The organism is Paraburkholderia sp. BCC1884, assembly GCF_900996225.1.
In the GTDB taxonomy this organism is placed as follows: Bacteria; Pseudomonadota; Gammaproteobacteria; order Burkholderiales; family Burkholderiaceae; genus Paraburkholderia.
The window spans coordinates 348929-370224 of the sequence record NZ_CAAJGL010000112.1 but is presented as its reverse complement, the minus strand read 5'-3'; the positions used below and the strand labels follow the sequence as shown (position 1 = coordinate 370224).

At 64.0% G+C, this 21296-nt stretch carries 15 protein-coding genes; 6 read left to right on the top strand and 9 right to left on the bottom strand.

Features of this window, described 5'->3' with window-relative positions:
• Positions 1-32: 32 nt before the first annotated feature.
• The 4 genes from frr to rpsB form a co-directional block, all read right to left on the bottom strand.
• The gene (frr, locus tag FQ705_RS27240) at positions 33-593 is read right to left on the bottom strand and encodes a ribosome recycling factor (RefSeq protein ID WP_144146466.1); all 561 of its coding nucleotides are present in this window, start codon (positions 591-593) and stop codon (positions 33-35) included.
• A 100-nt stretch (positions 594-693) separates the two neighbouring features.
• On the bottom strand, positions 694-1407 hold the full coding sequence (pyrH, locus tag FQ705_RS27235) for a UMP kinase (RefSeq protein WP_144146463.1): 714 nt from the start codon (positions 1405-1407) through the stop codon (positions 694-696).
• Between the two features lie 221 nt (positions 1408-1628).
• The gene (tsf, locus tag FQ705_RS27230; RefSeq protein ID WP_144146460.1) at positions 1629-2510 is read right to left on the bottom strand and encodes a translation elongation factor Ts; all 882 of its coding nucleotides are present in this window, start codon (positions 2508-2510) and stop codon (positions 1629-1631) included.
• A 193-nt stretch (positions 2511-2703) separates the two neighbouring features.
• Entirely contained in the window at positions 2704-3456 is a 753-nt protein-coding gene (gene rpsB, locus FQ705_RS27225) for a 30S ribosomal protein S2 (RefSeq protein ID WP_144146457.1), read from the bottom strand.
• Between the two features lie 402 nt (positions 3457-3858).
• On the opposite strand from rpsB, the gene map reads away from it, so the two are divergent.
• From map to FQ705_RS27210, 3 genes are read left to right on the top strand one after another with little or no spacing between them, the layout of a single operon-like run.
• The gene (gene map, locus FQ705_RS27220; RefSeq protein ID WP_144146454.1) at positions 3859-4668 is read left to right on the top strand and encodes a type I methionyl aminopeptidase; all 810 of its coding nucleotides are present in this window, start codon (positions 3859-3861) and stop codon (positions 4666-4668) included.
• Between the two features lie 30 nt (positions 4669-4698).
• Positions 4699-7278, top strand: coding sequence for a [protein-PII] uridylyltransferase (locus FQ705_RS27215; protein ID WP_144146451.1), 2580 nt, complete (start codon positions 4699-4701; stop codon positions 7276-7278).
• Between the two features lie 6 nt (positions 7279-7284).
• The gene (locus FQ705_RS27210) at positions 7285-9360 is read left to right on the top strand and encodes a pseudouridine synthase (protein WP_144146448.1); all 2076 of its coding nucleotides are present in this window, start codon (positions 7285-7287) and stop codon (positions 9358-9360) included.
• Positions 9361-9459: 99 nt separating this feature from the next.
• Here FQ705_RS27210 and def read toward each other — a convergent pair whose 3' ends face one another.
• From def to FQ705_RS27185, 5 genes are all read right to left on the bottom strand, one after another.
• A complete protein-coding gene (def, locus tag FQ705_RS27205; RefSeq protein ID WP_144146445.1) occupies positions 9460-9993 on the bottom strand; it encodes a peptide deformylase in 534 nt (177 codons plus the stop codon).
• Positions 9990-12056, bottom strand: a complete 2067-nt coding sequence (ligA, locus tag FQ705_RS27200) for an NAD-dependent DNA ligase LigA (RefSeq protein ID WP_144146442.1) — start codon at positions 12054-12056, stop codon at positions 9990-9992. The genes def and ligA overlap by 4 nt, the downstream gene beginning before the upstream one ends.
• A gap of 189 nt (positions 12057-12245) precedes the next feature.
• Complete coding sequence (locus FQ705_RS27195; RefSeq protein ID WP_144146439.1) at positions 12246-13529, bottom strand: cell division protein ZipA C-terminal FtsZ-binding domain-containing protein; 1284 nt, start codon at positions 13527-13529, stop codon at positions 12246-12248.
• Between the two features lie 117 nt (positions 13530-13646).
• Positions 13647-17165 carry a chromosome segregation protein SMC gene (smc, locus tag FQ705_RS27190; protein WP_144146436.1) on the bottom strand — a complete coding sequence of 1173 codons (3519 nt, stop codon included), beginning with the start codon at positions 17163-17165 and terminating at the stop codon, positions 13647-13649.
• Between the two features lie 149 nt (positions 17166-17314).
• Positions 17315-18301: a DMT family transporter gene (locus FQ705_RS27185; protein WP_144146433.1), complete on the bottom strand. Its 987-nt coding sequence runs from the start codon at positions 18299-18301 to the stop codon at positions 17315-17317.
• A 441-nt stretch (positions 18302-18742) separates the two neighbouring features.
• On the opposite strand from FQ705_RS27185, the gene dapC reads away from it, so the two are divergent.
• From dapC to FQ705_RS27170, 3 genes are all read left to right on the top strand, one after another.
• The gene (gene dapC, locus FQ705_RS27180) at positions 18743-19984 is read left to right on the top strand and encodes a succinyldiaminopimelate transaminase (protein WP_144146701.1); all 1242 of its coding nucleotides are present in this window, start codon (positions 18743-18745) and stop codon (positions 19982-19984) included.
• Between the two features lie 80 nt (positions 19985-20064).
• Positions 20065-20892 carry a 2,3,4,5-tetrahydropyridine-2,6-dicarboxylate N-succinyltransferase gene (gene dapD / locus FQ705_RS27175; protein WP_144146430.1) on the top strand — a complete coding sequence of 276 codons (828 nt, stop codon included), beginning with the start codon at positions 20065-20067 and terminating at the stop codon, positions 20890-20892.
• Complete coding sequence (locus FQ705_RS27170; RefSeq protein ID WP_144146427.1) at positions 20892-21257, top strand: ArsC family reductase; 366 nt, start codon at positions 20892-20894, stop codon at positions 21255-21257. The genes dapD and FQ705_RS27170 overlap by 1 nt, the downstream gene beginning before the upstream one ends.
• The last annotated feature ends 39 nt before the right edge of the window (positions 21258-21296 follow it).

Sequence of the window (21296 nt, the reverse complement as noted above, 5' to 3'; positions counted from 1 at the left end):
GAAATCTTGAAAGTACTGAGTGCCGGGCGGCCTCAGACCGTCATGATCTCGGCTTCTTTCGTCACGACGAGTTTTTCGATTTCAGAGACGAACTTGTCCGTCAGCTTCTGAACGTCGTCACCGGCACGACGCTCGTCGTCTTCTGAAATTTCCTTGTCTTTCACGAGCTTCTTGAGTTGCTCGTTCGCGTCGCGGCGCAGATTGCGCACGGCAATCTTGGCCGTTTCCGCCTCGCTCTTGGCCACCTTGGTCAGTTCGCGACGGCGTTCTTCGGTTAGCGCGGGCATCGGCACGCGGATCACGTCGCCTTGCGTGGCCGGGTTCAGACCGAGGTCCGACTCGCGGATCGCCTTTTCGACGACCTGGACCATCTTCTTTTCCCACGGCTGGACGCCGATGGTACGCGCGTCGATCAGCGTCAGATTCGCGACCTGCGAAATCGGCACCGGCGAACCGTAATAGTCGCACTGGATGTGATCGAGCAGGCCCGTGTGTGCACGGCCCGTGCGGATTTTCGACAGGTCGTTCCTGAACGCGTCGATGGAGCGTTGCATCTTTTGTTCAACGCCCTTCCTGATATCAGCCACAGACATTTTTAAACCTCCGAACCTTCAGAACGGTGCGAGCCGGCCAGCGCGCGCAATAGGCGGCGGCACGGGCTCGCGTTAAAGCCCACGTTATGTGAACGAGAGTTTACACGTGGACGAGGGTGCCCTCGTCCTCGCCTTGAACGATGCGCTTGAGCGCGCCCGGCTTGACGATCGAAAACACACGGATCGGCAGCTTCTGGTCGCGGCACAGCGCGAACGCCGTGGCGTCCATCACCTGCAGATTGCGGCCGATGGCTTCGTCGAAGCTGATCGTCGTGTAGCGCGTTGCGCTCGGGTCTTTCTTGGGATCGGCCGAATAGACGCCGTCCACCTTGGTGGCCTTCAGCACGACTTCCGCACCGACTTCGGCACCGCGCAGCGCAGCGGCCGTGTCGGTCGTGAAGAACGGGTTGCCGGTGCCGGCCGCAAAAATCACGACTTTGCCTTCTTCGAGCTGGCGGATCGCGCGGGGGCGGATGTACGGCTCGACCACCTGATCCATGCGCAACGCGGATTGCACGCGCGCCTCGATGCCCGCGTGACGCATCGCATCCTGCAGGGCCAGCGCGTTCATCATGGTGGCCAGCATGCCCATGTAATCGGCCGTGGCGCGGTCCATACCGGCCGCGCCGCCTGCGACGCCACGAAAAATATTGCCGCCGCCGATCACCACGGCCAGCTGCGTTCCGAGACGGACCACTTCGGCCACGTCCGCCACCATTCGTTCGATGGTCGCGCGGTTGATGCCGAAGGCATCGTCGCCCATCAGGGCTTCACCGGAGAGTTTGAGCAGGACGCGTTTGTAGGCAGTGGGCATAGGGGTATCCAGATCGCGCAGAACAGGGCAACAACAAGGGACTAATGTAGGGGTGAAATGCTGATTCGGGCAAGCACCGCCAAATTGACAAAACCCTGGGGTTTGCCAAGGGCGGCCGCGCAGCGAGGGTCAACCCGCGCGCAGCCTTGCGGCGCTGCCGACCGCGGCAGAGTCTTGCTCCACCGCGGGTCCAACGATACTAGCTGAAGCTTGGGTGAAGCTTATTGCTGCTTTGCAGCAGCGACTTGAGCGGCCACTTCGGCTGCGAAGTCGTCCTGCTTCTTCTCGATGCCTTCGCCGACCACGAACAGCGCGAACTTCTGCACGCTCGCGTTGCCAGCCTTCAGCATCTGTTCGATCGTCTGCTTGTCGTTCTTAACGAACGTCTGGTTCAGCAGCGACACTTCCTTCAGATACTTCTGCACGCTGCCGTCGACCATCTTGGCGACGATTTCAGCCGGCTTGCCCGATTCAGCCGCCTTCTGCTCAGCGATGCTGCGTTCCTTGGCGATCAGATCCGCCGGCACGTCGTCCGACGACAGCGACACCGGCTTCATTGCAGCGATGTGCATCGCCACGTCCTTGCCGACCTGCTCGTCCGCGCCGGTGTACTCGACCAGCACGCCGATACGCGTGCCGTGCAGGTATGCTGCCAGCTTGTTAGCCGTGTCGAAACGCACGAAACGGCGGATCGACAGGTTTTCACCGATCTTGCCGACCAATGCCAGACGCACTGCGTCGACCGTCGAGCCGTCCAGCGGCAGTGCCGACAGAGCAGCGACGTCAGCCGGGTTTTGCGTAGCGACCAGCTCGGCGACCTTCTTGGTGAAGGCCAGGAAGTCGTCGTTCTTCGAAACGAAATCGGTTTCGCAGTTCAGCTCGACCAGCGAACCCGCATTGCCGCCGATGAACGATGCGACCACGCCTTCAGCCGTGACGCGCGATGCCGCCTTGCTGGCCTTGTTGCCCAGCTTCACGCGCAGCAGCTCTTCAGCGCGCGCCATATCGCCGTCGGCTTCCGTCAGCGCCTTCTTGCATTCCATCATCGGCGCGTCGGTCTTTGCGCGCAGTTCTGCAACCATGCTTGCGGTAATTGCCGCCATCATTTGCTCCTTGAGTTCCGTCTGTCACACGCCGCCCGGACTTCGATACCGGCGGCAAGAATTCGTTTCAGCGTTTCACGTATTTTTTACGGGGCACGCTTTGGGCACGTCTTTCAGCGCCCTGCTGCATCGTCGCGACTTAAAAAAAGGGGGCCTGTAGAAAGCCCCCTTTTTTGCCGGACACGGGGCAGCTTTACGCTTCCGCGTTGACCTCGACGAACTCGTCGCCGTCGCCACCACGTGCAGCCTGCACCGTTTCGTTGACCGCGTTAGCACGGCCTTCCAGGATCGCGTCAGCCACGCCAGCGGTGTACAGAGCGACAGCCTTCGAAGCGTCGTCGTTACCCGGGATCACGTAGTCGATGCCGATCGGCGAGTGGTTCGTGTCGACCACGGCGATGACCGGAATGCCCAGCTTGTTAGCTTCGGTCACAGCAATCTTGTGGTAGCCGACGTCGACCACGAAGATCGCGTCCGGAATGCCGCCCATGTCCTTCACGCCACCGATCGACTTGACCAGCTTGGCCATTTCGCGTTCGAACAGCAGAGCTTCTTTCTTGCTCATGCGTTCGGTTTCGCCTGCTTCCAGCGCTGCTTCCATGTCCTTCAGGCGCTTGATCGATACCTTCAGCGTCTTGAAGTTGGTCAGCATACCGCCGAGCCAGCGCGCGTTGACGAACGGCATACCTGCGCGCTGCGCTTCTTCAGCGATCGTGTCGCGCGATTGACGCTTCGTGCCGACAAACAGAATCGTGCCGCGATTGGCTGCCAGTTGACGCGCGTACTTCAGCGCGTCGTTGTACATCGGCAGCGTCTTTTCGAGGTTGATAATGTGAATCTTGTTGCGATGACCGAAAATGAAGGGGGCCATTTTCGGGTTCCAGAAGCGCGTTTGGTGACCGAAGTGGACACCGGCTTCCAGCATTTGACGCATAGTAACTGCCATGAAAATCTCCGCGAGGGTTGGGTCTTAAGCCGGCTGCCGCATCGGCCGCGCCCGCCTTATATTTGGCTGAACACGACGGACACCCTGGGTGCGCCGGCTTGCGAGTCTGCTGCCTTACACTACTCGACCTCGTGACGCAGACAACTGACATCACGAGAAGTCGTTCCCACCATCTTTTTGCCATCTCGGACAATAAAACGAGACATGGATCGACTTAGCCAAACATTATAGCACGTGACTATCGCACGACTCAACCTGCCCAATCAGCCCAGTTTGACGCAGCCGGATCGCGGCCCGTCATGCCGAGGCACGGCGCGAGCGGTGCCGAGGGGTTGCAAAAGCCTGCGGCAGCCGGAATATGGTGCGATAATCTTGCAATAATTCGCATTTCAGGCCCGACTCATGGCTATTACGCTCAAAACCGAACACGATATCGCGCAGATGCGCGTTGCCTGCAAGCTTGCAAGCGAAGTGCTCGACTACATTACACCGTTCGTCGCCGCCGGCATTACCACCGGCGAACTCGACCGCCTCTGCCACGAATACATGCTGAAGGAACAGGGCACGGTCCCGGCGCCGCTGAATTATCAGCCGCCCGGCTACCCGCCCTATCCCAAGGCGACCTGCATTTCGGTCAACGACGTGATCTGTCACGGCATTCCCGGTGACAAAACGCTGAAGAACGGCGACGCGTTGAACATCGATATCACGGTCATCAAAGAAGGCTATTTCGGCGACACCAGCCGCATGTTCATCGTCGGCGAAGGCTCGATCATGGCAAAGCGGCTGGTTCAGACCACCTTCGAATGCATGTGGCTCGGCATCGACCAGGTTCGTCCGGGCGCGCACCTCGGCGATATCGGCCATGCGATCCAGAAACACGCCGAAGCCCAGGGCTACAGCGTGGTGCGCGAGTATTGCGGCCACGGTATCGGCACGGTGTTTCACGAAGACCCGCAGATCCTGCATTACGGCCGACCCGGCACCGGCTTCGAACTGCAAGCCGGCATGATCTTCACCATCGAACCGATGATCAACGCCGGCCGCCGCGACATCCGCACCATGCCGGACCAGTGGACCGTCAAGACCAAAGACCGCAGCCTGTCGGCCCAGTGGGAGCACACCGTGCTCGTCACGGACACCGGCTACGACGTGCTGACCGTCTCGGCCGGCACGCCCGCACGTCCGCCAATGGTCGCGGCCACCGCCTGACCGATTTCCGACCTCACCGCCCGCCTGCCAATGAGTAGTGTTCCAGCCGTCGCCCAATCCCATGCCACGTCGCTCAAGGCGGACTACAAGGTGGCCAAAGCCCAACTGCTGGAACGCTTCAAGACGGCTGCCAACGTCGATTCGCTGATGGCCGCCCTCGCGCGCGCCACCGACGACTCGCTGCGCGCCGCCTGGAACACCTGCGAACTGCCGCCCGAACTGGCCTTGCTGGCGGTCGGCGGCTACGGGCGCGGCGAATTGGCGCCGCATTCGGACATCGACATTCTGGTGCTGCTGCCCGACGCGCCGATCGAGCATCTCGAAGCGCGCATCGAGCGTTTCATCAGCCTCGCGTGGGATCTGGGTCTGGAACTCGGCAGCAGCGTGCGCAGCGTGTCGCAATGCCTCGAAGAAGCCGCCAACGACGTCACCGTACGCACCTCGCTGCTCGAAGCCCGGCGTATCACGGGCAGCGCCACGCTATTCGACGATTTTGCGCGACGTTACCGCGACGCGCTCGACCCGAAGGCTTTCTTCCAGGCAAAAGTGCTGGAAATGCGCCAGCGCCACGCCAAATTCCAGGACACACCCTACGCGCTCGAACCCAATATCAAGGAAAGCCCGGGCGGCCTGCGCGATCTGCAGCTGATCCTGTGGATCACCCAGGCGGCCGGTTTCGGCAGCAGTTGGCGCGAACTCGAGGCGCGCGAGCTCATCACCGAGCGCGAAGCTCACGAACTGCGCCGCAACGAAAGCTTCCTGAAGACGCTTCGTGCGCGGCTGCATGTGACCGCGGGGCGTCGCCAGGACATTCTGGTGTTCGATCTGCAGACGTCGGTGGCCGAAAGCTTCGGCTACAAGCCGACCGCGACCAAGCGTGCCAGCGAGCAGCTGATGCGCCGCTATTACTGGGCGGCGAAGGCCGTCACGCAACTCGCGACGATCCTGATCCAGAACATCGAGGCGCAACTCTTCCCGAGTACGAGCGGCATCACGCGCGTGCTGTCGGACCGTTTCGTCGAAAAACAGGGCATGCTGGAAATCGCCAGCGATGACGTGTTTCAGCGCGAGCCCAACGCGATCCTCGAGGCGTTTCTGCTCTACGAGCAGACCCCTGGCGTGAAGGGCCTGTCGGCACGCACGCTGCGCGCGATCTACAACGCCCGCGACGTGATGAATCAGCACTGGCGCCGCGACCCGGAAAACCGCCGCCTCTTCATGGACATCCTGAAGCAGCCTGCCGGAATCACGCACGCGCTTCGGCTGATGAATCAGACCAGCGTGCTGGGACGCTATCTGCTGAACTTCCGGCGCATCGTCGGACAAATGCAGCATGACCTGTATCACGTCTACACCGTCGATCAGCACATCCTCATGGTGCTGCGCAATCTGCGACGTTTCGCGGTGGCCGAACACGCGCACGAGTATCCGTTCTGCAGCCAGTTGATCGTCAATTTCGACCGGCCGTGGGTGTTGTACGTGGCGGCGCTGTTTCACGACATCGCCAAAGGCCGCGGCGGCGATCACTCGCAACTTGGCATGGCCGACGCGCGGCGCTTCTGCCGCAACCACGGCATCGAAGGCGAGGACGGCGAACTGGTCGTGTGGCTGGTGCAGCAGCATTTGACCATGAGCCAGGTCGCGCAAAAGCAGGACACGAGCGACCCGGAAGTCATCAAGCGTTTCGCCGAGCTGGTCGGCACCGAACGCCGTCTCACCGCGCTTTATCTGCTGACCGTCGCCGACATTCGCGGCACCAGCCCGAAAGTCTGGAACACGTGGAAAGGCAAGCTGCTCGAAGACCTGTATCGCGCGACGCTGGCCGTACTGGGCGGCGCCCGTCCCGATGCGCACTCCGAACTCAAGTCCCGCAAGGAAGAAGCGCTCGCCTTGCTGCGTCTCGAAACCGTGCCGGAAGGCGCGGAAAAAGCGCTGTGGGACAAGCTCGATATCGGCTATTTCCTGCGTCACGACGCGGCGGACATCGCCTGGCAAACGCGGGTGTTGTCGCGCCATGTCGAAACCCCGCTGCCGATCGTGCGCGCGCGTCCGTCGCCCATCGGCGAGGCGCTGCAGGTGCTGGTGTATGTAAAAGACCAGCCCGATCTGTTTGCCGCGATTTGCTCGTATTTCGACCGCAATGGCCTGTCGGTGCTGGATGCGCGGGTCAGCACGACGCGTCATGGGTATGCGCTCGATAATTTCCTCGTCGCGCATACCGAAGAAGACGTGCATTATCGCGATATTGCCAACCTGGTCGAACAGGAACTGACCGCCCGCCTCACGGGCGACGGCACCCTGCTTCCCGGGCCGTCGAAAGGCCGGCTGTCGCGGCTGTCGCGGACCTTCCCTGTCACGCCGCGCGTCGATCTTCGGGCCGACGAGCGCGGCCAATATTACATCCTGTCCGTGTCGGCCAACGACCGGCCAGGCCTTCTTTATTCGATCGCGCGCGTGCTCGCCGAGCATCGGGTCGGCGTCGCTTCGGCGCGGATCAACACGCTTGGCGAACGCGTCGAAGACGTGTTCCTGCTGGATGGACTCGGTCTGTCGGACAACCGCCTGCAAATTCAGGTCGAGACCGAACTCCTGCGCGCGATTGCAGTGTGAGATTTCATGCGACTCAAATTAACAGCCAAGCACCCGCGGCCGGCTTCGTCCGAACGCGCCCCTGTCCGTACCGGCAGCACGTCGGCGCGTAAGCCGACACGTCCGGCGGGACCGAAACCGTCGCCGACGGGTTTTAGTGGGGCACGGGGTGAAGGCGCTGGGGCCGCATCTGGTGCGGGTAAGCGACCGGCTGGCGGTAAGGCCGCTGGTGCCGGCGCGCGAGCGCCGCGTGCTGAAGGATCGTTTTCACGTGAGCGGGATGCGGGCGCTGCGCGTCGTGCGCCGTCGGATCGCCCGCCGCGTCGCGATGAAGGTGAGCGTGGCGCTCCGCGTCGGTTTGAGGGCAGCGGTGAACGCGGTCCGCGCAGAGAGGCGGGAGAGCGTGCGCCGCGTAAGTTTGAAGGTGCGGGCGATCGTGGTGAACGCGCGCCGCGTAAGTTCGAAGGCGCCGGTGATCGCGGTGAACGCGCGCCGCGTAAGTTCGAAGGCGCAGGCGATCGCGGTGAACGCGCTCCCCGTAAGTTCGAAGGCGTAGGTGATCGCGGTGAACGCGCGCCGCGTAAGTTCGAAGGCGCAGGCGATCGCGGTGAACGCGCGCCTCGTGGATTTGAAGGCGCCAGCGATCGCGGCGAACGCGCTCCCCGTAAGTTTGAAGGCGCCGGTGATCGCGGTGAACGCGCGCCTCGTCGATTTGAAGGCGCCGGCGATCGCGGCGAACGCGCGCCCCGTAAGTTTGAAGGCACCGGCGATCGCACCGAACGCGCACCGCGCAGTTTCGGCGACCGCCCGCCGCGTCGCGAAGATGGCGAACGTCGGCCGTTCAGCGGCGCGCGCCCCGGTGCAGGCCGTCCGTCGGAAGGCGGCCAGCGTGGCGAACGCCCTGCGCGCGATGAACGAGGCGCTTCCGAGCGTCCCCGTTTTGGCGATCGCGGCCCGCGTGGCGACAGCGCACCGCGTCGCGTCGAGGGCGACCGAGGAGATCGTGGCGAGCGCAGCTTCGCAAAACCGGTGAAAAGCGGCTACGGCGATCGTTCGGACCGTCCGGCACGCGCGCCGCGTGACGAGCGCGGAGAACGCGCACCCGCAAAACGCGGATTCGGCGATCGCCCGCCGCGCGCCGCCGATCGTGCTGAACGTGGCGAGCGCAGCGAACGACCTGCCCGCAGCTTCGATAAAACACTACCCGCCGCTGGCCGCCGCTTCGGCGACGTCCGTCCGGCTCGCGCGGAAAAACCGCGCAACCCGGCGCCCGCAGCTCGCGCCGAACGCAACACCGATACCGACGCCGCCCCGCGCACTCCGCGTCGCGACTATGAAGACGCGCCGGGCACGCTGCGTCTGTCGAAACTGATGTCCGAACTCGGCCTGTGCTCGCGCCGCGAAGCCGATGAATGGATCGAAAAGGGCTGGGTGCTGGTGGACGGCGAGCGGATCGATACGCTCGGCACCAAGGTTCGTCCGGATCAGCGCATCGAAATCGACCCTGCCGCCGAAGCCGCGCAAGCAAGCCAGGTGACGGTGCTGATCCACAAGCCGGTGGGCCTCGTGTCGGGCCAGGCGGAAGACGGCTATCAACCGGCCATCACGCTGGTGACGCCGGAAAATCGTTGGGAAGGCGACGCCTCGGAGATCCGTTTCTCGGTCTCGCATCTCCGACAACTCGCACCGGCAGGCCGTCTGGATATCGATTCGACGGGCTTGCTCGTGTTGACGCAGGACGGCCGCGTCGCAAAACAGCTGATCGGCGGCCATTCCGACGTCGACAAGGAATATCTGGTGCGCGTCGCGTTTGGCGAACATAGCGTCGACGTGGAGAACCATTTCCCGCCGGAAAGCCTGGCGCTGTTATGCCACGGCTTGTCGCTCGACGACGTGCCGCTCAAGCCGGCCCAGGTCAACTGGCAGAACGGCGAGCAGTTGCGTTTCGTGCTGCGCGAAGGCAAGAAGCGCCAGATCCGCCGCATGTGCGAACTGGTCGGCCTCGAAGTGATCGGCCTCAAGCGCGTAAGGATGGGCCACGTCGTGCTGGGCGCACTGCCGCCGGGACAGTGGCGTTATCTGTCGGCGGACGAATCGTTCTGACGCCGGGACCGCTCGCCCAACAAAAAACCCACGCAATCGCGTGGGTTTTTTTTGCCGCCGGCCACAGCCTTAAGAGGCTTGACAGCGTTGGCAAAACCGTCAATCGTCGCTATTCGGATCCATATCCGGAAACAGGACTTCCGTGAAGCCGAACTTCGCGAAATCGTTGATCCGCATCGGATACAGCTTGCCGATCAGATGATCGCATTCGTGCTGCACCACCCGGGCGTGAAAGCCCTCGGCGACGCGGTCGATCGGATTTCCGTACTGATCGAAGCCGTGATACTTGATCATCGAGAACCGGCTTACCGCGCCTCGCAACCCAGGCACCGACAGACAGCCTTCCCAACCCTCTTCCATATCCTGCGAGACCGGCGTGATAGTCGGATTGATGAGCACCGTCTCCGGCACCGACGGCGCGTCCGGATAGCGTTCGTTACGGCTGAAACCGAAGATCACCACCTGCAGGTTCACCCCGATCTGCGGCGCGGCAAGACCCGCCCCGTTCGCGTCGTGCATGGTCTCGAACATGTCTTTGATGAGTTCATGCAACTCGGGCGTGTCGAAGTGATCGACCGGATCGGCAATGCGCAACAAACGCGGATCGCCCATCTTAAGAATTTCGCGGATCATAACTGCCCCTCCAGGAGCTTACGCATACCATCTTCGTCGAGTACGGGGATGCCGAGTTCCTCGGCTTTGGCCAATTTGCTGCCGGCTTCCGCCCCCGCCACCACATAATCTGTTTTCTTCGACACTGAGCCGGCCACTTTGGCACCGGCCGCTTCGAGCATTTCTTTCGCTACCTCGCGGGCGAGACCCGGCAAAGTGCCGGTTAGCACCACGGTCTTGCCGGCCAGCACGCCCTGCGGCGCCTTCGGAGCGGGCGGCCCTTCCGGCCAGGTCACCTTTCCCGGCGCGCGCAGTTGCTCGATCACCGTGCGGTTGTGGTCTTCGGCAAAGAACTGGTGAAGCGACTCGGCGACCACCGGTCCCACGTCGTTGACTTCCAGCAAGGCTTCGACCGAGGCATCCATGATCGGATCCAGCGAGCCGAAGTGCTTGGCCAGATCCTTCGCCGTCGATTCGCCCACATGACGAATCCCCAGCGCATAAATAAAGCGAGCCATCGTGGTGTGCTTGGCCTTTTCGAGCGAATCGAGCAGGTTCTGCGCCGACTTCTCCGCGAAACGATCAAGTTCAGCGAGCGTGGCAAAGCCGAGATTGAACAAGTCGGCTGGCGTGCGCACCAGATTCTGCTCGACCAACTGGTCGATGATCTTCTCACCGAGGCCGTCGATATCCAGCGCTCGCCGTTGCGCGAAGTGCCAAAGCGCCTGCTTGCGTTGCGCCGGGCAGAACAAACCGCCGGTGCAGCGAGCGATCGCCTCGTCCGGCAAGCGCTCGATATTCGAGCCGCACACCGGGCACTGTGTGGGCATGACGAACTCGTGCGCGTCCTCAGGACGCCGGTCGAGCAGCGCGCTCACAACTTCGGGAATCACGTCGCCGGCGCGCCGCACGATCACCGTGTCGCCGATGCGAATATCCTTGCGCCGCACTTCGTCTTCGTTGTGCAAAGTCGCATTCGTCACCGTCGCGCCGCCGACGAACACCGGCTCCAGCCGCGCCACCGGCGTGATCGCGCCGGTGCGTCCCACCTGCACGTCGATTGCGATGAGTTTGGTCAGCGCTTCCTGCGCGGGGAATTTGTGCGCGAGCGCAAAACGCGGCGCACGCGACACAAAGCCGAGCGCGTCCTGTTCGTCGCGCCGGTTGACCTTGTAGACCACGCCGTCGATGTCATACGGCAGCTTCTCGCGCTTTTCGCCGACGCCGTGGAAAAAGCCGAGCAAGCCCTCGGCGCCCTGCACCACCGCGCGTTCGCCGTTGACCGGCAAGCCGAGCTCCTTGTACCAGTCGAGCATTTCGCTATGCGTGGCAGGCATCTCCCTGCCCTCGAGCACGCCGATTCCATACGCAAAAAACGACAGCGGCCGCTGTGCGGTGATCTTCGAATCGAGCTGCCGCAAACTGCCCGCTGCGGCGTTGCGCGGGTTGGCGAATTCCTTCTGCTCCGCAGCCCGCTGACGTTCGTTCAGACGTTCGAAATCGCGCTTGAACATCAGCACTTCGCCGCGTACGTCGAGCACGTGCGGCACGCGTTTGCCTTTGAGCTTCAGCGGGATGGAGCGGATCGTGCGAACGTTTTCCGTGACGTTCTCGCCGGTAGTGCCGTCGCCGCGCGTGGACGCCTGGACGAACGTGCCGTCGACGTAACGCAGCGAGATGGCGAGGCCGTCGAACTTCAGCTCGGCTGCGTATTCCACCGGCACGGGCGGCTCGCTGGCGTTCTTGCCGAGCGCGTCGCCGACGCGTTTATCGAACGCGACGATGTCTTCGTCGGCGAAACCGTTGTTCAGAGACAGCATGGGCTGGTCGTGGACGACCGGCTCGAAGCCGCTCGCCGCCTCACCGCCGACTCGCTGAGTGGGCGAATCCGGCACGATCAGGTCCGGATGCTCCGTCTCGATACGCTCCAGTTCCTTGAAGAGCTTGTCGTATTCCGCGTCCGGCAGGTCCGGCTGGTCGAGCACGTAGTACGCGTAGTTGGCTCGTTCGAGTTCTGCGCGCAGCCACGCGGCCCGCTCGGCGGGAGCGCTGGTTGCTGGAGGGGAAGCGGGAGTTCGGGACATGCGGTCGGAAGCTGCGTTAAGTGAAATCAGGACATTGGATTATCGCAGGAAGCGTGCCCCTTTACATCGGCCGGATGGCCAGTTTCGCGGCGTCCCCCACGACATCTCGTGCTGGGCGATTACGCCGCCCGAAACGACAACGGCCGCACATCGTGCGGCCGTCACAAACACCACGAAAAAACGCGCAGCTTACTGGCTGAACAAACGCCGCGTGGCCGGCGAACCGGCGGGAATGCCCGCCTGTTCGAGCTTCGCGTAAAGCGTCATCAGCTGTTTTTCGATGGCGAGCAGCGCGCTTTCGGGCAATGGCCGGCGTCCGTCGTCGACTACCCGTCCGCCGATCCGCTCAGCCAGCGATTTCGCGTAGTCGCACATCAGCCGGAACGGCAGGATGTCCTCGTCGGCCACCGGTACGTCGAGCACCAGCGTAATCATCTGGCCGCCCTTGTAGGTCAGGTCGTCGCGCAGGAAGTTGGTGTCGCCGAATTGCAGCATGAACACCGGGCTTTGCCTCGCGTCGAGCTTGACGAAGCGCGTGCCGTCGCGCGAGAGCAGCAAACCGTCTTGCGACGCCACCGCCTGCACATAATTGGCCGACCACGGCGCGCCGTCCGAGAGCACGTTGATCGACAGCTGCGCGTCGCACTGTGCGGCAAAACCGTCCAGCTCACGCGCCATTGCGACCGTTTCGAGCATGTCGGGAAATTCCGGCGACGCATCCAGCGCATCGGCGAACTGCTGCACGCCGGTCACGAACTCGGAGAACTCCAGCTCGTTGAGCGCGCCGCTGCGATTGGCCAGTTGCGCGGCCGCGCGTAATTCTTCGTAGCGCGCGCCGTTTTGCAGCAATTCCCACGCGCCGCCTTCGAGCTTGCCTTCGATATGCACCGGCTTGCTGCCGGCGCGGCGCAGACGCTGCGCGAGCGGAATGACCTTGTCGCCCGCGACCGGGCCGTTCAGGCGAATCGGCACGATGCAGTCGATCCGGCGATCGACGATAGCCGGCGGCGCCGACGAAATCGTCGTAGCGGCGGGCAGAATCGGTTCCTGCGGCTCCTCGGCCTGGCGAGCGGTAGCAGCAGCCTCTTCGGCGCCCTCGCCGCGCTCGGCTTGCGCCACACCCTCGGCTTCCGGATAGCCGTTCGGCGTCGTCGTCTCGGCCTGGATATCGGCCGCCGTATCGAGCGGCGCGGCACCCGCGACGCCAAAAGTCGGCTCTACGCGCGCCGCTGCCGTTTCCGCTCCCGCATCCGAACCGCCCACCACCGGCTCGCGACGCGTAGTCGGACGAGCCGGTTCGATAAACGGGCTCTGCTCCTCCTGATCGTCCCGCGCGAAGTTCTCGGCGGTTTCTGCGGGCATCGGCCGCGGCATCTTGCGGCGCACCTTCGCGCCTTGCCACGCGTTGTACACGACCACGCCCCCGACCACCACGGCGCCAGCGCCGATCAAACCGAGTGTCAACTCGTCCATGCATGCTCCATCAGCAATTCTTCTGTCTGCGCGGTTCTGCGCCCGCCCCACGTTTCGCGCGGCCAGTGGCCGCTGCGCTGAACGCGGGCGCCCGCGTTCATCAATTCAAACCCAGACTCAACCGATATTCTGGGCGAAACCCGCCGCCGATTCCATGTCCACCGCCACGATCCGCGACACGCCCTGCTCCTGCATGGTCACGCCGATCAACTGCTGCGCCATTTCCATCGCGATCTTGTTGTGCGAGATGAACAGGAACTGGGTCTTGTCCGACATCGCGCGCACGAGGTTCGCGAAGCGTTCCGTGTTGGCGTCGTCGAGCGGTGCGTCCACTTCGTCGAGCAAACAGAACGGTGCGGGATTCAACTGGAACATCGCGAACACCAGCGCGGTCGCCGTCAGCGCCTTCTCACCACCCGAGAGCAGATGGATGGTCGAATTCTTCTTGCCCGGCGGCTGCGCCATCACCTGCACGCCGGCGTCGAGAATTTCGTCGCCGGTCATGATCAGCCTGGCCTGGCCGCCGCCAAACAGACGCGGGAACAGTTCGCCGAAGTGGTGATTGACCTGGTCGAAGGTGCCTTGCAGGAGCGTGCGCGTTTCCGCGTCGATCTTGCGGATGGCGTCTTCGAGCGTTTCGATCGCGCTGTTCAGGTCGGTCGATTGCGCGTCGAGGAAGCTCTTGCGCTCGCTCGCCGCCTTCAGTTCGTCGAGCGCGGCCATGTTGACCGGACCGAGCGCCGCGATCGCGTTGTTGATGCGCGTGACTTCGCCCTGCAGATACGACGGCTTCATGTCCGGCGTGAGCTTGGCCTGCAACTCGGCCTCGTCGACACCGGCCGCGGCCAGTTGCTCGATGAACTGCTCGCCGTTCAGACGCGCCGCCTGTTCCTTCAACTGCAATTCGTTGATGCGATCGCGCAGCGGTTGCAACGCGCGCTCGGCGCTCAGACGCGTTTCGTCGGCGGCACGCAGCTTGGCGGTCAGGTCGTCCAGTTCGAGACGCGCGGCGTGCAGCGCCTCTTCCTTGACGGCGCGAATATCGAGCGCGTCCTGCAAGCCGGTATGGGCGGTCTGCTCGTTGATCGTTTCGAGCTCGGCGCGCGCGTCTTCCAGCGACGCCGCGACCCGCTCGCTCTGCTCGTGCGCGACCTGGATGCTGCGCTTCAATTCGTCGATGCGGTTCGCCATGTTGCGCGCGGCGAAGCGCGCATCGGTGGCGGCACGATCGAGATCGCGCGCCTGCCCGCGCGCGGCGGTGAGGGCTTCGTCGAGCGCTTCGAAAGCCAGTTGATGATCTTCGAAACGCGCCTGCAGTTCGGCGAGTTCGCCGTCGTGACGCTCGAAGTTCGCTTCCGACTCCGCACGCATCGCGCGTTGCTCTTCGATCTGCGCGGTGATCTCTTCGAGTTCCTCGCGAATCTGCGTGCTGCGCTGCGTGTAGCGCTCGTGTGCCTGCGTGAGCTTGAGCACGTCCATCTGCAAGGCGTGCACGCGTTGCGTGGCGCGTTCGGCCTGCTGGCGCACATCGGTCAACGCCTGGGCGGCTTGCGTGTGAGCGGCTTCGGCGCGGATCGCGGCGGCCTTCGCTTCGTCCGCGAGCAAGGCCTGTGCGCGCACCTGACGGCCGAGGTTTTCGATTTCCTGCTGGCGGGCCAGCATGCCGGCCTGTTCCGAATCGGCGGCATACAACTGCACGCCCACGCGCGTCACCAAGTGACCCGCCTTGACGACGAACGAACCGCCTTCCGGCAGTTGCGCGCGCATCGCCAGAGCCTGCTGCAGATCGTCGGCGACGAAGGACAGACCCAGCCAGTCGTTCAGCACGGCGCGAATGCCGGCGTCGTCGATACGCACCAGCGACAGCAGCGGGCGCAACGCGGCCGGCGTCGCGGCGGGTTGACCCGCCGCGGGCGGTGCGTAGAAGGCGAGCTTGGCAGGCGGCGCATCGGTCGCGAACGCCTTGACCCAGTCGAGATTCGATACTTCCAGCGCGGCCAGACGCTCGCGCAACACGGCTTCGAGCGCGGCTTCCCAGCCCGCTTCGACATGCAGCTTCTTCCACAGACGCGGCAGGCCGCCCAGTTCGTGCTTGTCGAGCCACGGCTGGATCTTGCCCTCGGTCTGGACGTTTTCCTGCAGCTGCCTGAGCGCGGCGAGGCGTGCGTCGAGCTGATGAATCTGCGCACTTTCCGACTGCACGCGCTCCTGGGCGGCACGGCGTTCGCCGTCCAGACGCGGCAGCGTTTCCTGCGCGTCGGCGAGGCGGGCTTGCGCGTCGTGCAGGATTTCTTCGTGCTCGGCGAGCTGCATGCGCAAGTCTTCGAGCTGCGCTTCGTCGGGGGCGTCCAGACCGCCCGCTTCCAGCTTCAGGCGTTCGTGACGCTGCTGCAACTGCTGCAATTGCTGGTCGGCATTGCGTTGATGCGCGGCTTCGAGCTTGAGCGCCTGTTCGGTCTGCGCGATACCGCCGCGCTCGGCGTTCAATCCGGTTTGCGCGTCGCGCCAGCGGGCTTCGAGCGCGGGCATCGCGTCGTGCTTAGCGGCGGCTTCTTCTTCGGCGATCGCGGCTTTTTCTTCCGCGACGGCCAGTTGTTCTTCGGCGTCTTCGAGATCGCCCTGGGCCTTTTGAGCCTGCGACTGCCACTGCTCACGCTGCGCGGTCAACGCGGCGATCTGCGCCTGAGTGCGATTGCGCGATTCGACGATGAACTTGATCTCGGCTTCGAGCCGGCTGACTTCGGCGTTCGCCTCGTACAGCGAGCCTTGCGCGCCTTGCATCGCATCGCTGGCGGAATAATGCGCGACGCGCAGCGTTTCCAGCTGCGCTTCGACTTCACGCAGCCGGGCGGTTTGCGCTTCGAGGTCGATCTGCGCCTGCTCGATCGCGCGCTGCTGACGTTCCTGCTCGCCGCCCGCTTCGTTCTTGCGCAACAGCCACAGGAGACGCTGCTTCTCTTCACCGTCGGTCTGCAGATCCTTATAGCGGGTCGCGACGATGGCCTGCGCTTCCAGCTTTTCCAGATTCGCACCCAACTCGCGGACGATGTCTTCGACCCGCGTCAGATTCTCGCGCGTGTCGTGCAGACGGTTCTCGGTCTCGCGACGGCGTTCCTTGTACTTCGACACGCCCGCGGCTTCTTCCAGAAACACGCGCAACTCTTCCGGCTTCGCCTCGATCAGGCGCGCGATCATGCCCTGCCCGATGATCGCGTAGGCGCGCGGCCCGAGACCGGTGCCGAGGAAAATGTCCTGAATGTCGCGGCGACGCGCCGGCAGATTGTTGATGTAGTAGCTCGAGGTGCCGTCGCGCGTGAGCACGCGCTTCACGGCGATTTCGGCATACTGGCCCCACTGTCCGGCGGCACGGCCGTCGGCGTTGTCGAACACGAGTTCGACGCTGGCGCGGCTACCCGGCTTGCGCGCGGTCGAGCCATTGAAGATCACGTCCTGCATCGACTCGCCACGCAGCTCGGAGGCGCGCGATTCGCCGAGCACCCAGCGCACGGCATCGATGATGTTGGACTTGCCGCATCCATTCGGTCCCACCACGCCGACCAGCTGGCCCGGGACCTGGAAATGCGTAGGATCGACGAATGACTTGAAGCCAGCGAGTTTGATCGAGGTCAGACGCACGGCGATTTCGCTGTTTGAAAAGGGAAAATATCAGGTAGCTCGTGAAGGCCGCGCTGGCCGCTCGCCACGACGGCGAAACGACTCGCGAACCTTCGCGACACGGGCGCCGACTGCACGCGGTGAAACGTGCGCCGGCTAATGAGGGGCAATCATACCATCGCACGTGAGCGGTTCTTACCGTCCTTACGGTCTGTTTCGCGGCCCGCTGCGAGGCCCGGCTCGGGATTGTCCGGATCGGGCGGCAGCGCCCTGGTCCGATGCACCCAACTGGACAGCGCCGAGGCCAGCACGATGCACAGGCCGCCTGCCCACTCGCGCGGGCCGGGCGTTTCGCCGGCAAATAGCCACGCGGACAACGCCGTGACGACGATCTCGAACAGCATGATGATCGACGCCCGATTGGCCGGCACGCGGGCGAGCCCGTACTGCACCAGCATATTGTTGGACGCCAGCAGAAAACCGAGGCCGACTACCAGCCACGCGGCCGTGCCGAGGTGCGCGCCGGTGGGCGGCGCAGGCATCGCTTCGAACAGCGAGGCGCAGGCGCTGAAAATCGCCGCGCCGCCGAAGATCGTCGCGGTACGCATTTCGGGCTTCATGTCGGGCAGCACACGGCTCGTCTTCAGGATCAGCACATTGCTCATCGCGAAGCCCATGCCGCCGGCGAGGCCCGCCCATTCGGCGAGATTGCCGGGCACGGGAAGACCGAGCTGGGGCGACCACAGCATGGTCATCGCGCCGGCCAGCGACAGCGCCGCGAGCCCCGCACCCGCCCAGGTCAGCCGCTCGTGCAGGATGAAGTGCGCGAAGAGCGCGGTCCAGGCCGGGGTCAGATAGAACAGCAGCAGCACGCGCATCACCTGGCCGTGGATCGAGCCCCACACGAAGCCGAGGTTGGTGATGCCCGCCGCCAATGCCAGGGCCGGCAGCAGCCAGTGCCAGCGCACCGTCTTGAGCGTCCGATAACGCACCAGTAGAACGAACAGGCAACCGGCGCCGCTCGTCAGCGCGCTGGCCGCCGTGCCGGTGACGCCGAGCGCCGCGAGCATGCGTAGCGGATACCAGATCATGCCCCACACCGATGCGCCCAGCATGATTGCGAGCGTCGGCCAGCCGTTACGAAGCCAGTTGGTCATGGTGCGAGACTCCTGGCGGAGTCGCTGGGGGCGCAACTGGCGTGGCCCGATGAGCTTGTCGCGCTTGTCGAACCTGGTGTGACAAGGAAGACAGCGGTTCGGTCGCGTCCCTCGGGGTTGCCTGCGGCGTCGCTCGCGGTGATTCTGTTGCGGACCGCGGCGTTCTTGCGCCCACCTGGTCCGAATGTCTCCAGGACTGCTGCGTACATTGCTGCTCCTGCTTCTCTCTTGCGCGAACCGTCGGCGGTTCGCGTCGTTCCCGCTGCAACGCATTGCCTGCGCCGCCTGGCGGGTTGCGCCACGCTATAATCCTCTACTCGCCGCCGCTGCCGTCCCGTCTGGCGCATTGTCATGCGCCGCGCCGCCGGTGCGCGTGGCCAGCATCCTGCTCATCCTGCTGCCTACGTCTGCGCCCATCCTCGATCAGGCTCGATCCGTCCAGTGAACCCGCTACTCGATTCCCTTCAGTCCTATCCGTTCGAAAAGCTGCGCGTGCTTTTCAAAGACGTCACGCCGCCGGCCGGCCTTGCGCCTATCAGCTTCGGCATCGGCGAGCCGAAACATCCCACGCCGGCGCTGATCCGCGACGCCGTGATCGCCTCGCTCGGCGGTCTCGCCACGTATCCGGCCACGCTCGGCTCGCCCGCTCTGCGCGAATCGATCGCGCAATGGGTCACGCAGCGCTACAACCTGCCGCCGGTCGATCCGGCCACTCAGGTGCTGCCGGTGTCGGGTTCGCGCGAGGCGCTGTTCGCGCTGGCACAGACGGTGATCGATCCGAAACGCAACGCCAACGGGAACGCCAACGCGAAGGCTGACAGCGAGCCTGCGATCGTACTCTGTCCGAACCCGTTCTACCAAATCTACGAAGGCGCGGCGATTCTCGCCGGCGCGCAGCCGTATTTCGTCAATAGCGACCCGGCGCGCAACTTCGCCTGCGACTATTCGGCGGTACCGGCCGACATCTGGGCGCGCACGCAACTGCTGTACGTCTGCTCGCCCGGCAACCCGACGGGCGCGGTGCTCACGCTCGACGACTGGCGCGAACTGTTCGCGCTGTCGGACCGCTACGGCTTCGTGATCGCCTCCGACGAGTGCTACTCGGAAATCTATTTCGACGAAGCGCAGCCGCCGCTCGGCGCGCTGGAAGCCGCGCATCGGCTCGGCCGTGGCTTCGAGCGGCTCATCATGCTGTCGAGCCTGTCCAAGCGCTCCAACGTGCCGGGCATGCGCTCGGGTTTCGTCGCGGGCGACGCGGCGATCCTGAAAGCTTTCCTGCTCTACCGCACGTACCACGGCGCGGCCTTGTCGACGGTGTTCCAGAGCGCCAGCATCGCGGCCTGGAACGACGAGACGCACGTGCGCGAGAACCGCGCGAAGTACGTGCAGAAGTTTGCCACCGTCACGCCGATGCTCGCCGAGGTGCTCGACGTGCGCCTGCCCGACGCCGCGTTTTACCTGTGGGCGGACGTCTCGCGCACGGGCCTTACGGATACCGAGTTCGCCCAGCGCCTCTACGCCGACTATAATGTGACGGTTCTGCCGGGCTCGTTCCTCGCGCGCACTGCGCACGGCGTGAACCCCGGCCGCAATTTCGTGCGCCTCGCGCTCGTCGCCAATGTCGACGAATGCACGCAAGGCGCACAGCGGATCGTCGATTTTTGCCGCGCGCTCGCGGGTTGAGTTTGCTTCGGTCGTTTTCGAGCTAACGCCCCGCGCCGCATCTCCTTCTTCAGACTTCAACTCTTCAGAAAAGCACGCATATGTCGCAACAACTTCAGCAGATCATCGACACCGCCTGGGAAAACCGCGCCGAACTGTCGCCGAAGGCCGCTCCCGCCGACGTGCGCGAAGCCGTCGCCCACGCCATCGAGCAACTGGACAAGGGCGCGCTGCGCGTCGCCGAGAAGAAAGACGGCGACTGGGTCGTGAACCAATGGCTGAAGAAAGCCGTGCTGCTGTCGTTCCGCCTCGAAGACAACGCACCGATGCCGGCTGGCGGTTACAGCCAGTTCTACGACAAGGTGCCGTCGAAGTTCGCCAACTACACCGCTGAAGACTTCGCCGCCGGCGGCTTCCGCGTGGTGCCGCCCGCGATCGCGCGCCGTGGCTCGTTCATCGCGAAGAACGTCGTGCTGATGCCGTCGTACACCAACATCGGCGCGTACGTCGACGAAGGCACGATGGTCGATACCTGGGCCACCGTCGGTTCGTGCGCGCAGATCGGCAAGAACGTCCACCTGTCGGGCGGCGTGGGCATCGGCGGCGTGCTGGAGCCGCTGCAGGCGAACCCGGTCATCATCGAAGACAACTGCTTCATCGGCGCGCGTTCGGAAGTGGTGGAAGGCGTGATCGTCGAAGAAAACTCGGTGATCTCGATGGGCGTGTACCTCGGCCAGAGCACCAAGATTTTCGACCGCGAAACCGGCGAAGTGACGTACGGCCGCATTCCGGCGGGCTCGGTGGTGGTGGCGGGCAACCTGCCGTCGAAAGATGGCTCGCATAGCCTCTACTGCGCCGTGATCGTCAAGAAGGTCGACGCCAAGACGCGTGCGAAGGTCGGCCTGAACGAGCTGCTGCGAGGCGACTAATGGCGCGCGGGACCAAAACCGTCGTCTTCGGCATCCCGAACTGCGACACCGTGAAGAAAGCCCGTGTGTGGCTGGAAGAACACGGCGTCGAATTCGAGTTTTACGACTTCAAGAAGCACGGCGTGGCCGAACCGCTCGTGCAGGACTGGCTGAAAGACGTGAAGCTCGACGCGCTGCTGAACCGTCGTGGCACCACGTGGCGTGGCCTGTCCGACGAGATGAAAGCGGCGGCGGACACGCAGTCGGGTGCGATCGCGCTGATGATCCACAAGCCGTCGGTGATCAAGCGGCCCGTGCTGGTGGTGAACGGCCGGGTCAAGTCGCTGGGCTTTTCGGCGGATGAGTACGCGGCGCTGTTTGCCTGATCCGCGGCGCGGGGTCTGAAGCGGCGCGCAATGGCGGCG

What these genes read in the sequence shown, in the direction of transcription:
- dapD (WP_144146430.1), top strand. Translation starts at nt 20,065, where the DNA reads ATGTCGCAACAACTTCAGCAGATCATCGACACCGCCTGGGAAAACCGC.
- ligA (WP_144146442.1), bottom strand. Translation starts at nt 12,056, where the DNA reads ATGTCCCGAACTCCCGCTTCCCCTCCAGCAACCAGCGCTCCCGCCGAG.
- FQ705_RS27170 (WP_144146427.1), top strand. Translation starts at nt 20,892, where the DNA reads ATGGCGCGCGGGACCAAAACCGTCGTCTTCGGCATCCCGAACTGCGAC.
- FQ705_RS27215 (WP_144146451.1), top strand. Translation starts at nt 4,699, where the DNA reads ATGAGTAGTGTTCCAGCCGTCGCCCAATCCCATGCCACGTCGCTCAAG.
- FQ705_RS27195 (WP_144146439.1), bottom strand. Translation starts at nt 13,529, where the DNA reads ATGGACGAGTTGACACTCGGTTTGATCGGCGCTGGCGCCGTGGTGGTC.
- tsf (WP_144146460.1), bottom strand. Translation starts at nt 2,510, where the DNA reads ATGGCGGCAATTACCGCAAGCATGGTTGCAGAACTGCGCGCAAAGACC.
- FQ705_RS27210 (WP_144146448.1), top strand. Translation starts at nt 7,285, where the DNA reads ATGCGACTCAAATTAACAGCCAAGCACCCGCGGCCGGCTTCGTCCGAA.
- FQ705_RS27185 (WP_144146433.1), bottom strand. Translation starts at nt 18,301, where the DNA reads ATGACCAACTGGCTTCGTAACGGCTGGCCGACGCTCGCAATCATGCTG.
- pyrH (WP_144146463.1), bottom strand. Translation starts at nt 1,407, where the DNA reads ATGCCCACTGCCTACAAACGCGTCCTGCTCAAACTCTCCGGTGAAGCC.
- map (WP_144146454.1), top strand. Translation starts at nt 3,859, where the DNA reads ATGGCTATTACGCTCAAAACCGAACACGATATCGCGCAGATGCGCGTT.
- def (WP_144146445.1), bottom strand. Translation starts at nt 9,993, where the DNA reads ATGATCCGCGAAATTCTTAAGATGGGCGATCCGCGTTTGTTGCGCATT.
- rpsB (WP_144146457.1), bottom strand. Translation starts at nt 3,456, where the DNA reads ATGGCAGTTACTATGCGTCAAATGCTGGAAGCCGGTGTCCACTTCGGT.
- frr (WP_144146466.1), bottom strand. Translation starts at nt 593, where the DNA reads ATGTCTGTGGCTGATATCAGGAAGGGCGTTGAACAAAAGATGCAACGC.